Genomic DNA, 15294 nt, shown 5'->3' with positions numbered 1-15294 from the left:
CATTGTTGAACCTTGTCAGACGAGGGCGATTCATGAAAAAGCGTGTCGCGCTGGTGCTGGGCTCAGGTGGGGCCCGGGGCTACGCCCATATCGGGGTCATTGAAGAAATCGAACGGCGTGGCTACGACATCGCCTGCATCGCCGGATGTTCCATGGGCGCGGTGGTCGGCGGGATCTATGCCGCCGGCAAACTCGACGAATATCGCAACTGGATCGAAAGCCTGGATTACCTCGACGTTTTACGTCTGGTGGACGTCAGTTTTCGTCTGGGTGCGATTCGCGGGGAGAAGGTTTTCGGGCAGATCCGCAAGATCGTCGGCGAGATCAATATCGAAGACTTGCGCATCCCCTACACGGCGGTGGCTACCGACCTGACAAACCAACAGGAAATCTGGTTTCAGGAAGGCTGCCTGCACCAGGCCATGCGCGCCTCGGCGGCGATTCCCAGCCTGTTCACCCCGGTGATGCAGGGCAACCGCATGCTGGTGGACGGCGGCATTCTCAACCCTTTACCGATCGTGCCGGTGGTGTCGAGTCATTGCGACCTGATCATCGCGGTCAACCTCAACTCCACCAACCAGCGCCACTATCAACTGCCGGTGATCCAGCGCCCGGCGGCGTTCAAGACCCGCTTCGACAGCCTGATCAACTCGCTCGGTTCAAAATTGCCCTTCCGCCGCAAACAGGCGGAACAATTGCTGCTGCTGGAAAAGGAAGCGTTGATGGCAGAAGCGGCCGAGATCAACCCGTGGATCGAATCCGCCGAACCCGAAGCCCAGCAACCGGCTGCCGCCCCTGAACGCGCCGGCGCGCCGAAGTCCGCCACCGGTTCGTTCATCATCGACAACGTTGGCCCGGCGTCTTTGTTGGACCTGATCAACCAGAGTTTCGAGGTGATGCAGACGTCGTTGGCGCAGTACAAGATCGCCGGTTATCCGCCGGATATTTTGATCAACGTGCCAAAGCGGGTGTGCCGGTTTTTCGAGTTTTACAAGGCACCGGAACTGATCGCGCTGGGGCGGGAGATTGCGCGGGATACGCTGGACCGGTATGAGAATGAACGGGATTCCTGAGATTCTCGAGTGAATGATAAGGCCCCTTCGCGAGCAGGCTCGCTCCCACATTGGAATGCATATCCCTGTGGGAGCGAGCCTGCTCGCGAAGAGGCCGGATCACTCAACACAGAAACTAAAGACTGTCCTCACTCAACAACCGATACCCGACCCCAGCCTCGGTGACGATAAACCGAGGCTGAGTAGGGTCATCCGCCAGTTTCTGGCGCAAGTGCCCGACCACAATCCGCAAATAGTGAGTGTCCTCGGTATGGGTCGGCCCCCAAATATCCTTGAGTAATTGCTGCTGGGTGATGACCCGCCCCGGATGCCGCGCCAGTTGCGCCAGTACCGCGTATTCCTTGCGGGTCAGCGCGACTTCGGTGCCGTCGAGCAACACCCGGCGATACGCCAGATCCACGGTCAATGGGCCGAACGTCAGCGCCGCTTGTTGAGCTTCTCCCGCCGGCGCCTGACGCAACAACGCACGCACCCGTGCAAGAAACTCCTGAATGCCAAACGGCTTGGTTACGTAGTCGTTGGCGCCGTTGTCGAGCGCTTCGACTTTCTGCCCTTCACTGGCGCGCACCGAGAGCACCAGCACCGGCACCGTCGACCACTCGCGAAACTCGCGCAGCACTTGCTGGCCGTCCATGTCCGGCAGGCCGAGATCGAGTACCAGCAGGTCCGGTTTATTCAGCGCAGCCTGGGCCAGGCCCTCGGTGCCGGTGCCGGCCTCCAGCACTTTGTAGCCCTGGGAAACAAGACTGATGCGCAGGAATTTGCGGATCTGCGGTTCGTCGTCGATGACCAAAATGGTCGCGGTCTGGCTCATGAATTCACATCAACACAAAGAAGTGGCAAGAGAGTAGCGCAAGCGCGATCAGGCTTCACTTTCGGCTCTTAATTTTCAAAGGCCGGCTGAGCCTGCAACGGCAGGTGCAAGGTGATGCAGGTGCCGCGCCCTTCGATGCCATCGGCGACACTGATCCGCCCGCCATGGGCACCGACCATGCCCTGACAGATCGCCAGGCCCAGCCCGGTGCCTTGCCCGCCACGATCACCGCGCGCGGCGGTGTAGAACATGTCAAAAATCTTCGCCCGTTCTTCCTGCGGAATCCCCGGTCCTTCATCGCTCACCGAAAAAAACAGCTCGCTGTCGTCGGCTCCGGCGCGCAATTGCAGGCGACCGTGAGACGGTGAAAAGCGCGCGGCGTTTTCCAGCACGTTGACCAGAGCCTGTTCGATCAGCGCGGCGTGGACGTACAGCAGCGGCAACTCCGGTGGCACTTCGGTGGTTACCTGCAACGGCGCCAGCACGGCGCGCAGACGATTGAGCGAACTGCCGACGATGTCGGCCGGCGACACCCAGTCCCGCGCCAGCTTCAGGGCGCCGTGCCCGAGGCGGGTCATGTCCAACAGGTTCTGGATGTAGCGATCGAGGCGCTCGGCTTCATCGCGAGTGCCTTCGAGCAGCTCGCGGCGATCCTCCAGCGGGATCGCCTCACCGAGGGCCAACAGGCTGTCGATGCTGCCGCGCATGGACGTCAGCGGCGTGCGCAAATCGTGGGACACCGAGGCCAGCAAGGCACTGCGCAGCTGCTCGGTTTCGCCGTGCAGCCTCGCGGCTTCCAGGTCTTCGGCCAATTGCGCACGCGCCAGCGCCTGAGCCAGCGGTTGGCTCAGCGCGGTCAACAAACGCCGACGCTGACCGCTCAAGGTCTGGCCCTCTTTGGCACACACACCGAGCAATGCCAGCGGCCCGTCTTCCACCGACAACGGCCACCACCACCAACGTCCGAGCGGCAGCGTGCCGGTGCCCGCGCCGGCCGGTTGATCGTGTTGCCAGGCCCAATCGGCGGCAGCGCGCTCGGCTTCGGAAAATTCCAGCGGGCCACCGGTTTCGACTTTCCAGCCACCCTGCCCGTCTTGATTGAGCAGACAGAGTTGCAGATCACTCCAGCCATTGAGGTGCTGGGCCGCTGCGCTGACCACCGCCTGGCGGTCGGTGGCGGCGGTGAGTTTGCGTGACAGGTCGAGCAGTTCGGTGGTCTCTTCCTGAGTGTCGCGCAGCGCCTGCAATTGCCGCCGTTGCCGGGCCGCAAGGTTACCGGTCAGCGCCGCCATCAGCAGGAAGAACAGCAAGGTCAGCACGTCTTCTTCGCGCTGGATGCTGAAGGAGAAATTCGGCGGGATGAACAGAAAGTCATAGGTCAGAAACGACAGCGCCGCACAGGCCAGCGCCGGGCCGAGGCTGCTGCGCACCGCCACCAGCAACACCGCGGCGAGGAACACCAGAGAGATATTGGGCAGCGGCAAAACACTCGCCACCGCCCAGGCCAAGGCACTGGCGAGCACCGTCGCCACCAGCGCCAGCGCGTAGTCGAACCACACCAGTGACTGCGCCGAACGCTGACGCGGCTGATGCTGTTCGTGATCGCTGTCGAGGACGTTGATTTCCAGCCCGCGCGCATCGCGCAGCAAACGTGACGCCAGACCGCCGCCGAACAACCGTCGACGCAAACGCTGCCGGGACTGACCGACCAACACCAGACTCGCGCGGCGTTCGGCGGCGTGCTGAATCAGGGTTTTCGCCACCTCGCCGGCGCGCAGCAACACCACTTCGCCGCCGAGGCGTTCGGCCAATTGCTGAGCGCTTTGCAGACGCAGCCGCGACTGCTCGTCGCGCACACTGCCGTTGTCCACATGCACCAGGCTCCACGGCAAATGCCGACGCTGAGCGACGCGACTGGCGTGACGTACCAGCCGCTCGGCCTGAGCATCGCCATCGACACCGACCAGCAGGCGACCGCGTATCGCCGGTGCCGCTTGGCCGAGTTGGCGATAGCCCTGGGCCAGATCATCATCGACCTGAGCGGCGGCGGTTTGCATCGCCAGCTCGCGCAGGGCCGTGAGGTTGGTCTGGGTGAAAAAGGCGTCGATCGCCGCCCTCGCCTGCTCCGGCACGTAGACCTTGCCATCGCGCAGACGCTCGAGCAGCTCGCGCGGTGGCAAGTCGATCAGCAGCAGTTCGTAGGCTTCTTGCAGCACCCAGTCCGGCAGGGTTTCGCGGACTTGCACACCCGTGATGCCACGCACTTTGTCGTTAAGACTTTCCAGGTGCTGGACGTTGACCGTGGTGAACACGTCGATGCCTGCAGCGAGCAGTTCCTGAATGTCTTGCCAGCGTTTGGTGTGGCGACTGCCGGGGGCGTTGCTGTGAGCCAGTTCGTCCACCAGCACCAGTTTCGGTTTGGCGGCGAGCAGGCCATCGAGGTCCATTTCTTCGAGCATCACGCCACGGTATTCCGAGCGCACCAACGGCTGCTGCGGCAAGCCGCCGAGCAGCGCTTCGGTCTCGGCGCGACCGTGGGTTTCGACCACGCCAGCAATGACTTTCACGCCCTGGCGCAGTTGGGTGTGGGCCGCCTGCAACATGGCGTAGGTCTTGCCGACACCGGGCGCGGCGCCGAGAAAAACCTTGAGCCGGCCACGGCCGTCGCGGGGCAGGTCTGCTAACAGCGCGTCGGCGCGGCCGGAGTCACTCATGTTCGGGGATCTCTTTCATTCAGATGTTGATGGGGTGACTGTTCTGCCGCCATCGCGAGCAGGCTCGCTCCCACATTTTGGAATGCATTCCCCTGTGGGAGTGAGCCTGCTCGCGATGGCAGCACCACCGATCTACAGGTTTTCCAGCGCGATGTTCAGCGCCAATACATTCACCACCGGCGGGCCAACGAGTGGCTGCTCGATGTGCGCATCCATCAATTGTTGAAGGGTCGCCACCGGCAAATTGCGCGCCGCCGCAACACGCGCCAGTTGATAGGCAATCGCGGCCGGTGGCAAGTGTGGATCGAGGCCACTGCCAGAGGTGGTGACCATCGCCAATGGCACTGGCCCCTGTCCCGGCACCAGCAGCTTGTTGGCATCATCGGTCACCCGAGTGGCCAGGGCCGGGTTGCTCGGTGAAAGGTTGCTGGCACCGCTGGACACGGTGGCAAATGCTCCGGCCGATGGCCGTGGATGGAACCAGGCGTCGCCGACAAAATCTTGCGCAATCAGCGACGAGCCGCGGACCTTGCCGTCGGCATCGTGAACCAGACTGCCATTGGCTTGATCGGGGAACGCGACCTGGGCAACACCGGTGACCACCAGTGGATAGGCGACGCCGGTGATCAGGGTCATCAGGACGAGCAGGCTCAGGGCCGGGCGTATCATTGTGGACATTTCAAAATCCTCGAAATTGGAGAAGTAGAGGGGTGTCAGGGAAATCCCCCCCTCACCCCAGCCCTCTCCCCATGGGGGAGAGGGGGAAAGGGAGCCGATCTTTGTGCCTTTCAAAACCTGAGTTCGACTCGATCTTTCAGGTCGCTAAATTCCGCAAGACATCCGAGATCAGTCCCCTCTCCCCTCGGAGGAGAGGGGAAAAGGGAGCCGATCTTTGTGCCTTTCAAAACCGGAGTTCGACTCGGTCTTTCAGGTCGCTAAATTTCGCAAGACATCCGAGATCAGTCCCCTCTCCCCCCGGGAGAGGGTTAGGGTGAGGGGGTCGATTTCAGCCTCAAACCAAATGCAACGCCGTCAACAGCATGTCGATCGCCTTGATCCCCACAAACGGCACCAGAATCCCGCCCAATCCATAGATCAACAGATTGCGTCGCAGCAACGCCGCCGCACTCGCCGCTTGCACGCGCACGCCGCGCAATGCCAATGGAATCAGCACCACGATGATCAAGGCGTTGAACACGATCGCCGAGAGAATCGCGCTCTGCGGACTGCTCAGGTGCATGACGTTCAGCACGCCCAGTTGCGGGTAGATCGAGGCGAACAGCGCCGGCAAAATCGCGAAGTATTTGGCCACGTCGTTGGCGATGGAAAACGTCGTCAACGCACCGCGGGTCACCAGCAATTCCTTGCCGATTTGCACCACATCCAGCAGCTTGGTCGGATCGCTGTCGAGGTCGACCATGTTCGCCGCCTCGCGCGCCGCTTGCGTCCCGTCGTTCATCGCCATGCCCACGTCCGCCTGAGCCAGGGCCGGGGCGTCATTGGCGCCGTCACCGCACATGGCGACCAGGCGCCCGTCGTTCTGCTCGTGACGAATGCGCGCCAGTTTCTTCTCCGGCGTGGCTTCGGCCAGCACGTCATCCACGCCTGCTTCAGCGGCAATCGCCGCAGCGGTCAGCGGGTTGTCGCCGGTCACCATGACGGTGCGAATTCCCAGCTTGCGCAGCTCGGCGAAACGCTCGCGAATGCCGGGTTTGACCACGTCCTTGAGGTGAATCGCGCCGAGCAATTTACCGTCGGCGCAGACCAGCAACGGGGTGCCGCCGCTCTGGGCGATCTTGTCGATTTCCCGGGACAGAGACGCGGCCAGGTCGGCGCGTTTCAGGCCAACGAACGCCAGCAACGAATCCACCGCGCCTTTGCGATACACACGACCCTGATAGTCAACACCGGACAGGCGAGTTTCAGCGCTGAATGGCACCACAGTCAGCATGTCAGTGGACGGCTCAGGCTGTGGATAAAGACCACGCAGGTACTCGACGATAGATTTACCTTCAGCGGTGTCATCGGCCAGCGAAGCGAACAACGCACCTTCGGCCAGTTCCTTGCTGCTTACACCCGGTGCTGCATAAACCGCGGTGCAACGACGGTTACCGAAGGTGATGGTGCCGGTCTTGTCCAGCAGCAGGACGTGTACGTCCCCCGCTGCTTCCACAGCGCGACCGGATTTGGCGATCACATTCAGGCGCACCAGACGGTCCATCCCGGCGATACCGATGGCCGACAACAGACCGCCAATGGTGGTCGGAATCAGCGTGACCAATAACGCAACCAGGAACACCAGCGGCAGGCTGCCGTTGGCGAAGTGGGCGAACGGTTGCAGGGTGACGACCACCAGCAGGAAGATCAGGGTCAGGCCGATCAGCAGGATATCGAGCGCCACTTCGTTCGGGGTTTTCTGGCGTTTGGCGCCTTCGACCAGGGCGATCATGCGATCGAGTGTCGACTCGCCCGGGTTGGCGGTGATGCGCACCAACAGCCAGTCGGACACCAGTCGGGTGTTGCCGGTGACGGCCGAACGGTCGCCGCCGGACTCGCGAATCACCGGCGCGGATTCACCGGTAATCGCCGCTTCGTTGACCGCGGCGATACCTTCGATCACCTCGCCGTCACCGGGGATCATTTCCCCCGCTTCAACGCGCACTACATCGCCCTTGCGCAGGCTGGTGGCCGGCACGACTTGAAAGGCACCGTTGCTGGTTTTGCGCCGAGCACTCAGGCCTTCGCTACCGGCCTTGAGGCTGTCGGCGCGAGCCTTGCCGCGACCTTCGGCCAACGCTTCGGCGAAGTTGGCGAACAGCACGGTGAACCACAACCACAAGGCGATTTGCGCGGCGACAAAGGTCGGCACGCTGCTGTCGGGAATGAAGCACAGCACGGTGGTCAGGATCGCGGTCAGTTCGACCACCAGCATCACCGGCGCACGCTGCAATTGCCGAGGGTCGAGCTTGACGAAGGCTTGCACCAGCGCCGGGCGCCAGAGGGCCGAGATGGCGGTTTTCGGTTGTTCCGGCGCCTTGACGGTGGCGGCTTTAGTTACGGGCATATTCATCATTGATTCCTCAGAAGCCCATGCTCAAGTGTTCAGCAATAGGACCCAGCGCCAATGTCGGCAGGAAGGTCAAACCACCCACCAGCAAAATGGTCACGGTCAGCAAGGTCACGAACAGCGGGCCATGGGTCGGGAAGCTGTTCTGGCCGATCGGTGCGGTTTTCTTCATCGCCAGGCTGCCGGCCAGGGCCAGTACCGGGAGGATGTAACCGAAGCGACCGATCAACATGCCAAGGCCGAGCATCAGGTTGTGGAACGCGGTGTTGGCACCGAAGCCGCCGAACGCTGAACCGTTGTTAGCACTGGCCGAGGTGTAGGCGTACAGCAACTGGCTGAAACCGTGGGCACCGGGGTTGCTCACCGCCGCGACCGGGCCGGGCAGACTCGCGGCAATCGCGCCGAGTACCAGCACGCCGACCGGCATCACCAGCAAGGTCACCACCAACAACTGGACTTCCTTGGCCTGCAGTTTCTTGCCGAGGTATTCCGGCGTACGGCCGATCATCAGGCCGGCGAGGAACACCGCGATCAACACGTTCAGCAACATGCCGTAGAGCCCGGCACCGACGCCGCCGAAGATCACTTCGCCGACCATCATGTTGACCATCGCGACCATGCCGCTCAGCGGGTTGAGGCTGTCGTGCATGCCGTTGACCGAACCGTTGGACGCCGCGGTGGTGGTCACCGACCACAGCACCGTGGCAGTCGTGCCGAAGCGTGCTTCCTTGCCTTCCAGTGGCGCGGTCTGTTCGACGGCGACATTGTTCAGGGTCGGGTTCGGCTGGTATTCAGCCCACAGCGACGTCGCGCCGCCGATCAGGAACAGCGCCAACATGCAGGCGATGATCGCGCGGCTCTGACGCAGGTCTTTCACGTAGTGGCCGAAGGTGAACACCAACGCCACCGGGATCAGAATGATCGAGCCGACTTCAAACAGGTTGCTCCACGCCGTCGGGTTCTCGAACGGGTGCGCCGAGTTGACGCCGAAGAAGCCACCACCGTTGGTGCCCAGTTGCTTGATCGCAATCTGGCTGGCCGCAGGGCCGAGCGGGATCACTTGGTCAACACCCTGCATGGTCACGGCATTCACGTATTGCGCGAAGGTTTGCGGCACGCCCTGCCAGACCAGATACAGCGCCAGCAGCAGGCACAGCGGCAGCAAGCCGTAGAGGGTGGCGCGGGTCATGTCGACCCAGAAGTTACCGAGGGTCTTGGTCGATTTGCGACCGATACCGCGGCACAGCGCAACCAATACCGCCAGGCCGGTGGCGGCGCTGACGAAGTTCTGCACCGTGAGGCCGACCATCTGACTCAGGTAGCTGAGCGACGCTTCACCGCTGTAGGCCTGCCAGTTGGTGTTGGTCATGAAGCTGACGGCGGTGTTGAACGCCAGCGTCCACTCCTGACCCGGCAGGTTTTGCGGGTTCAGTGGCAAGTGGTCCTGGAACAACAGAATCGCGAACAACAGCAAAAAGCCCGCGAGGTTGAAGGCGAGCAAGGCCAGGGTGTATTTCTGCCAGCTCTGTTCGGCCTGCGGATCGACGCCGGCCACCCGATAACACCCGCGTTCCACCGGTCCGAGAATCGGCGAAAGCCAGGTGCGCTGCCCTTCCATCACCTTGTAGTAGAAGCGGCCCAGAAACGGTGCCGGTATCAGCACCAGGGCGAAGAAGGCGAGGATCAGCCAATAGTCATAACTGTGCATAGCCGCTCCTAGTTCCGGTCCGCGCGCAACAGCGCAACCAACAGATAAATGAACAGCCCCACTGCCAGTAGCAGTGACACCCCGTCCAGAACGCTCATGGAAGTTCTCCGTGTTACGGCGTATTGCCGCGTGTGGAGCCATTGTCGGAAGGAAGGCTGTAAAGGAACGAGATCGAGGGGGTTGGCTGGGCATAAAGAAAGCGTAAAGAGTGGGTTTATGGGTTTGTTACAGGGCTGCTTTTGGTGGTGTGTCAGGGACATCCGCCCCTCACCCTAACCCTCTCCCCAAGGGGTAGAGGGGACTGACTGAGTTGTTCTTTTGAGTTACATCGACCTGAAATACCGAGTTGAACTCAGGTCTTGAAAGCGATGAAGATCGGCTCCCTTTCCCCTCTCCCCTCTGGGGAGAGGGCTGGGGTGAGGGGGTGGTTTTCAAACCCGACTACCATTCCAAGCCTGCTCGCGATAACAGCACAACAGACAACAACGCCCTCAACTGGCGCACAAAACGCCGACATCCAGCGCCGAACATCCCCGATACGACAGCTTTCAGCGCTTTGCGACGCACAAATACAAAATGGCACGCCCACTGCAAACGCCCTCCCCCGAGCTTTCCAAACCGTTCAGGGAGCAACGCATGAATACACAACTCAAACCCACGCTGGGCACGTTGCACTTGTGGGGCATTGCGGTCGGGCTGGTGATTTCCGGTGAATACTTCGGTTGGAGTTACGGCTGGGGCGTGGCAGGCACACTCGGTTTTCTGGTGACGTCCTTCATGGTCGCCACGATGTACACGTGCTTCATCTTCAGTTTCACCGAGCTGACCACCGCGATTCCTCACGCAGGTGGTCCCTTTGCCTACAGCCGCCGCGCCTTTGGCGAGAAAGGCGGATTGATCGCGGGGCTGGCGACACTGATTGAATTTGTCTTCGCCCCGCCGGCCATTGCCTTGGCCATCGGTGCCTACCTCAACGTGCAGTTTCCTGCCCTCGACCCGAAACACGCAGCGGTCGGCGCCTACATCGTGTTCATGGGCCTGAACATCCTCGGGGTGAAACTGGCAGCGACCTTCGAACTGGTGGTCTGCGTACTCGCAGTGGCCGAACTGTTGGTGTTCATGGGCGTGGTCGCCCCTGCATTCAGCTTCAGCAATTTCGCACTCAATGGCTGGGCCGGCTCCGATGTGTTCGGCGCGCCGGCGATTGCCGGGATGTTCGCGGCGATTCCGTTCGCGATCTGGTTCTTCCTGGCCATCGAAGGCGCCGCCATGGCCGCCGAAGAAGCCAAGGATCCGAAACGCACGATTCCGAAGGCCTACATCAGCGGCATTCTGACGTTGGTTTTGCTGGCGATGGGCGTGATGTTCTTTGCCGGCGGCGTCGGTGACTGGCGTACCCTGTCGAACATCAACGACCCGCTGCCGCAAGCGATGAAAACCGTGGTGGGCGAAAGTTCGGGCTGGCTGCACATGCTCGTGTGGATCGGCCTGTTCGGCCTGGTGGCGAGTTTCCACGGGATCATCCTCGGCTACTCGCGGCAGTTCTTCGCCCTCGCCCGGGCCGGTTACCTGCCGACGTCCCTGGCCAAGTTGTCACGTTTTCAGACACCGCACCGGGCAATCATCGCCGGTGGCGTGATCGGCATTGCCGCGATCTACAGTGACGGATTGATCAACCTGGGCGGCATGACGCTGACGGCGGCGATGATCACAATGGCGGTCTTCGGGGCGATCGTGATGTACATCATGAGCATGCTCAGCCTGTTCAAACTGCGCAAAACCGAACCGAATCTGGAGCGCACCTTTCGCGCGCCTTGCTATCCGTTGGTGCCGTTCATTGCGCTGGTGCTGGCGGTGGTCTGCCTGGTGGCGATGGCCTGGTTCAACACGTTGATCGGGTTGATCTTCCTGGGCTTCATGGCGGTGGGGTTCGTGTACTTCATGCTCACGGCGCAACTGCGTGCCGATGCGCCGGCGGACGCGATGCTGACCGGGCTCTAAACAGGCGAAGTGCGGCTGTCATATCAGGCATAGAATGGAACCACTGCGAAAATTAATCGCTCAAAGTGGTATGCACGATCGATTGGCGAAACCCGCCCATCGGCCTGCCCTCAAGGAGAGCCCTATGCCCTGGTATGCCTGGTTGATTCTGATCGTTGCAATTGGCTCGATCGTTGGTGGTTTGATGATGCTGCGTGACACCGCCACCAAGGTCGATCTGACCGAGGAGCAACGTAAACGCGTCGCTGAACGCAACGCGGAAGCGGACGCCAAGGATGCGCAGGACCGCTAGTTCAAAAGATCAAAAGATCGCAGCCTTCGGCAGCTCCTACGGGGTTCGGAGGCTGCGATTTTTCGATTTATTTCTCCCAATCGGCCTTGGCAATGTGCAAGCCATGCAGCCCTTTGTATGCCGCGCGTTCCGGCTGGCTCCAGCCCTCAAGCAACGAATCATCCAATCGATAAATCTCCACCCCGAGCGGGCGACACACGCTTAGCGGATCCTGCGCATCCGGCCCCCACATGGCCAGTGACAGATCACCGCCAGGGCAGGTCGAGAGCGCGCAGAGCAGATCGATTTCGGCAAAAAACTCCAGGTAATCGCCCTTCTGTGCCGGACAGGCTTTCATGAAGTACATGTCGTCGTGGTTCAGGCCCGTGCACTGGAAAATGTTCAGCACGTCATGCACGTCAAACTCGGTCAGGCCATGAGGCAACACCGCGCGGGTCAGGTTCGAGTGGCAGTGATGATGGAAGTCTTCGCCGGTGAGCATTTTGTTCACATAAGGATCGCAGCGGGTGCCCAGCAAATCATGCAAGCGACCGCCATGTTCATCGATCCCGTAACCGGCCAGACTGTCATCGGTGATGGTCACCAGCGGCCGCAAAAAAGGCAGGTTCGACCAGAGCCGGTCATGGGTGCTGACGTGTGCGCCCTGTAACTGCCGGGTGCGTGCCGCCCACAAACGCTCCCGTGGATCGTTGGCATTCCAGACATTGAAATCCCCAACTTGCGGCCCTACGGGGGTGGTCACACGAAACACATGCCCGGCCGGCACCTTCCAGGCGCGACCAGTGCGGATCGGCACCTCGAATTCTTCGATCAGCGTGCGCCCGTCCTTCTTGTCGCGGATCCGCTCGTAGAAGGCTTTGTCCACCTGCAAGGCCGAACCTTTGCTGACTTGATAGGCCGCCGGATAGTCTTTGTACATGGCACGAATCCTCGATCAGTGATGGGAAACTGGGGCAAGCATTTGCAACAGGAGGTGTTCGGAATCGTCGAGATACAGGCTCATGGCGTCCTCGGCCGCACGTTTGTCGCCCTCGGCCAACAACTCGTGGATCTGCCGGTCGCGCGCCAGCCAGGGCGCCTGAAAACGAGATTCATCGGGAGCGGTGCAGAACACCAGGCGCAATTGCGCGACGACGTTGGTGAAGAACTCATCGAACAACGGACTGCGCAGCAATCCAACGATGTGTTGATGAAAGGCCAGACTGTGGGTGCCGACAGCGCGCCAGTCTTCGCGTTCCCGGGCAAGCTCGGTGGCTTCCAGGGCTTCGAGCATCCGGTCGGATTGATAGTCGCGCAGCGGCTGACTCGCGCTGATGGCCTGCAACTCCAAGGTGCGCCTGACCTTGAACAGATCCCGCACATCCTCGACGTCCAGCCTGCGCACCATCACGCCCTTATTGCGCACATAACGGGTCAGACCTTCCTGCCCCAGGCGATGCAGCGCTTCGCGAATAGTATTGCGGGAGGCGTTGTAGGCAGACACCAGATCGTTTTCCACCAACGCCATGCCGGGCAGCAAACGGCCGCCAATGATGTCGGCGCGTAACTCAAGTGTGATGTGGTCGGCCAGGGACAGTCCGCTGTTCATACTCATTGCCTCGTGATTGTTCAACAATCGTCAGTTAATGAGTAATCACTATTCGTGCCAGTTCACTCTAGTCAGCAGGACGGAGTTGGACGCATCTGCATGCTTTTTAGAAGTAGAAGTACAATCACCATCCCATTTTCATTGGTTAATATGGCGCATTGTTGCGGAGATACCCGATGCGTTACTCGCAGGACCATAAAGCCCAGACCCACCAACGCATCATCAAGGAAGCGTCAGCGCGCTTTCGCCGCGATGGCATTGGCGCGACAGGTCTGCAACCGCTGATGAAAGCACTGGGCTTGACTCACGGTGGTTTCTACTCGCATTTCAAGTCCAAGGACGAACTGGTGGAAAAGGCTTTGCAAGCCGCAGGCGAGCAGGTCGATATCATTTGCGCCGAGCTCTTCGCCCAGGATCGCCCACTGGAAGCGTTCATCGACGCCTATTTGTCCGAATGGCACCAGACCTCACCCGATGAAGGTTGCCCGCTGCCGACCATGTCATCGGAGCTCGGCCTGCGCGGGCAGCAAAGCCCGACCACTGACGTGGTGCTCAACGCACGGCTCGAACAAGTGCAAGGCACTCTTGAAGACGAGAACGCCGCCGACCAAAGCATCGTCATCATGTCGACACTGGTCGGGGCTTTACTGCTGTCACGCAGTGTCGAGAATCCCGAGCTGGCGCAGCAGATTCTCGACGTGACTCGCGCCTATCTCAAACAGCCTCGGGACTAACCCTCCCAACGCTTGAACAGCACGCTGGCATTCACCCCACCAAACCCGAAGCCGTTGGACAGCGCGTATTCGATGGCCATCGGCCGCGCCTGACCGTGGACGATGTCCACGCCTTGGGCGGCGGGGTCCGGGTTGTCGAAGTTGAGGGTGGCCGGCACGACCTGATCGCGAATTGCCAACAGCGTGAAGATCGCCTCGATACCGCCCGCTGCACCGAGCAAATGCCCGGTGGCCGATTTGGTCGATGTCACGGCGATTTTGTTATCCGTGCCGAACAACGCCTTGATGGCCGCCAACTCTCCCAAGTCCCCGACCGGGGTCGAGGTTGCGTGAGCATTGAGATGCTGCACCTGCGCCGGCGAAATGCCTGCCTGGGCCAATGCCAGCGACATCGCCCGTCGCGCACCGCTGCCATCCTCGGGACCCGCCGTCAGGTGATAGGCATCGGCACTGGTGCCGTAACCGACCAGTTCTGCCAGCGGTTGGGCACCGCGGGCCAAGGCATGTTCCAGGGATTCGATCACCAGAAGTCCAGCGCCCTCCCCCATGACAAAACCATCCCGTCCACTGTCGAACGGCCGCGAAGCACGTTCCGGGGTGTCGTTGTAACCACTGGACAAGGCGCGAGCAGCGGCAAACCCGGCGAGACTGACGCGATCAATCGCCGCTTCCGCGCCGCCACATACCGCAATGTCTGCCTCGCCACAACGAATCAGCCGCGCCGCATCACCAATCGCCTGCACCCCGGCCGCGCAAGCTGTCACCGGTGCACCCAATGGGCCCTTGAAACCGTGCTGGATCGACACATGACCCGCGGCGAGGTTGACCAGAAATGAAGGAATGGTGAACGGCGACAGGCGTCGCGGCCCACGGCTGTCCGTGGTGCGCACCGCATCGGCAATCGCACCGAAACCACCCACGCCGGAACCGATAATGGTTGCCGTACGCTCCTGGGCATTGGCGTCCGCCGCTTGCCAACCGGCCTGCTCCAGCGCCTGACGCGCCGCTTCCATGGCGAACATAATGAAGCGGTCCATCTTCTTCTGCTCTTTGGGCGCCGTCGCCCGGTCCGGGTCAAACCCCGCCTCGGGATCGTCAGCCAGCGTTGGCACTGCGCCGCCGACCTTGGCCGGTAAATCGGCAACCACCTCGTCCGGCAAATTGCGCAACCCCGAACGCCCGGCCAACAGACGCGACCAGACGGCTTCGACGCCAGAACCCAGTGGCGACACCAGGCCCATGCCCGTTACAACTATTCGACGATCACTCATACCGCAAATACCTCAAGCCGATTCATGACGCC

At 61.3% G+C, this 15294-nt stretch carries 13 protein-coding genes; 4 read left to right on the top strand and 9 right to left on the bottom strand.

All coding sequences use genetic code 11. The features are described 5' to 3' along the window. Positions 1-32 precede the first annotated feature (32 nt). On the top strand, positions 33-1073 hold the full coding sequence (locus ACYZTZ_RS06050; RefSeq protein WP_046047943.1) for a patatin-like phospholipase family protein: 1041 nt from the start codon (positions 33-35) through the stop codon (positions 1071-1073). A 115-nt stretch (positions 1074-1188) separates the two neighbouring features. On the opposite strand, the gene ACYZTZ_RS06045 is transcribed toward ACYZTZ_RS06050, so the two are convergent. The 6 genes from ACYZTZ_RS06045 to kdpF all read right to left on the bottom strand — a co-directional run bounded on the left by ACYZTZ_RS06045 (position 1189) and on the right by kdpF (position 9474). Continuing rightward, the gene (locus tag ACYZTZ_RS06045; protein WP_008148780.1) at positions 1189-1887 is read right to left on the bottom strand and encodes a response regulator; all 699 of its coding nucleotides are present in this window, start codon (positions 1885-1887) and stop codon (positions 1189-1191) included. A gap of 68 nt (positions 1888-1955) precedes the next feature. After that, on the bottom strand, positions 1956-4601 hold the full coding sequence (locus ACYZTZ_RS06040; protein WP_461997530.1) for a DUF4118 domain-containing protein: 2646 nt from the start codon (positions 4599-4601) through the stop codon (positions 1956-1958). 132 nt (positions 4602-4733) lie between these two features. Continuing rightward, positions 4734-5279 carry a potassium-transporting ATPase subunit KdpC gene (gene kdpC / locus ACYZTZ_RS06035; protein ID WP_461997529.1) on the bottom strand — a complete coding sequence of 182 codons (546 nt, stop codon included), beginning with the start codon at positions 5277-5279 and terminating at the stop codon, positions 4734-4736. 334 nt (positions 5280-5613) lie between these two features. Continuing rightward, positions 5614-7671, bottom strand: coding sequence for a potassium-transporting ATPase subunit KdpB (gene kdpB, locus ACYZTZ_RS06030; protein WP_461997528.1), 2058 nt, complete (start codon positions 7669-7671; stop codon positions 5614-5616). A gap of 10 nt (positions 7672-7681) precedes the next feature. After that, positions 7682-9376, bottom strand: a complete 1695-nt coding sequence (gene kdpA, locus ACYZTZ_RS06025; protein ID WP_461997527.1) for a potassium-transporting ATPase subunit KdpA — start codon at positions 9374-9376, stop codon at positions 7682-7684. An 8-nt stretch (positions 9377-9384) separates the two neighbouring features. Next, the gene (kdpF, locus tag ACYZTZ_RS06020; RefSeq protein ID WP_007899818.1) at positions 9385-9474 is read right to left on the bottom strand and encodes a K(+)-transporting ATPase subunit F; all 90 of its coding nucleotides are present in this window, start codon (positions 9472-9474) and stop codon (positions 9385-9387) included. Between the two features lie 538 nt (positions 9475-10012). Here kdpF and eat point away from each other — a divergent pair. Continuing rightward, the gene (gene eat / locus ACYZTZ_RS06015; protein ID WP_056744132.1) at positions 10013-11377 is read left to right on the top strand and encodes an ethanolamine permease; all 1365 of its coding nucleotides are present in this window, start codon (positions 10013-10015) and stop codon (positions 11375-11377) included. Between the two features lie 124 nt (positions 11378-11501). Then, a complete protein-coding gene (locus ACYZTZ_RS06010) occupies positions 11502-11669 on the top strand; it encodes a DUF2897 family protein (RefSeq protein ID WP_082555873.1) in 168 nt (55 codons plus the stop codon). Positions 11670-11736: 67 nt separating this feature from the next. Here ACYZTZ_RS06010 and ACYZTZ_RS06005 read toward each other — a convergent pair whose 3' ends face one another. Next, a complete protein-coding gene (locus ACYZTZ_RS06005; RefSeq protein ID WP_461997526.1) occupies positions 11737-12588 on the bottom strand; it encodes an urea carboxylase-associated family protein in 852 nt (283 codons plus the stop codon). Positions 12589-12603: 15 nt separating this feature from the next. After that, positions 12604-13257, bottom strand: coding sequence for a GntR family transcriptional regulator (locus ACYZTZ_RS06000; RefSeq protein ID WP_461997525.1), 654 nt, complete (start codon positions 13255-13257; stop codon positions 12604-12606). Between the two features lie 176 nt (positions 13258-13433). On the opposite strand from ACYZTZ_RS06000, the gene ACYZTZ_RS05995 reads away from it, so the two are divergent. Beyond that, entirely contained in the window at positions 13434-13991 is a 558-nt protein-coding gene (locus tag ACYZTZ_RS05995; protein WP_461997524.1) for a TetR/AcrR family transcriptional regulator, read from the top strand. Here ACYZTZ_RS05995 and fabF read toward each other — a convergent pair. Next, on the bottom strand, positions 13988-15262 hold the full coding sequence (fabF, locus tag ACYZTZ_RS05990) for a beta-ketoacyl-ACP synthase II (RefSeq protein WP_461997523.1): 1275 nt from the start codon (positions 15260-15262) through the stop codon (positions 13988-13990). The two genes, ACYZTZ_RS05995 and fabF, sit on opposite strands and share 4 nt — an antisense overlap. Positions 15263-15294: the final 32 nt, after the last annotated feature.

The sequence above is a fragment of the Pseudomonas sp. LB3P58 genome (assembly GCF_054897895.1).
The sequence above is the reverse complement of the archived record's forward strand: the minus strand, read 5'-3'. Positions and strand labels throughout refer to the sequence as shown.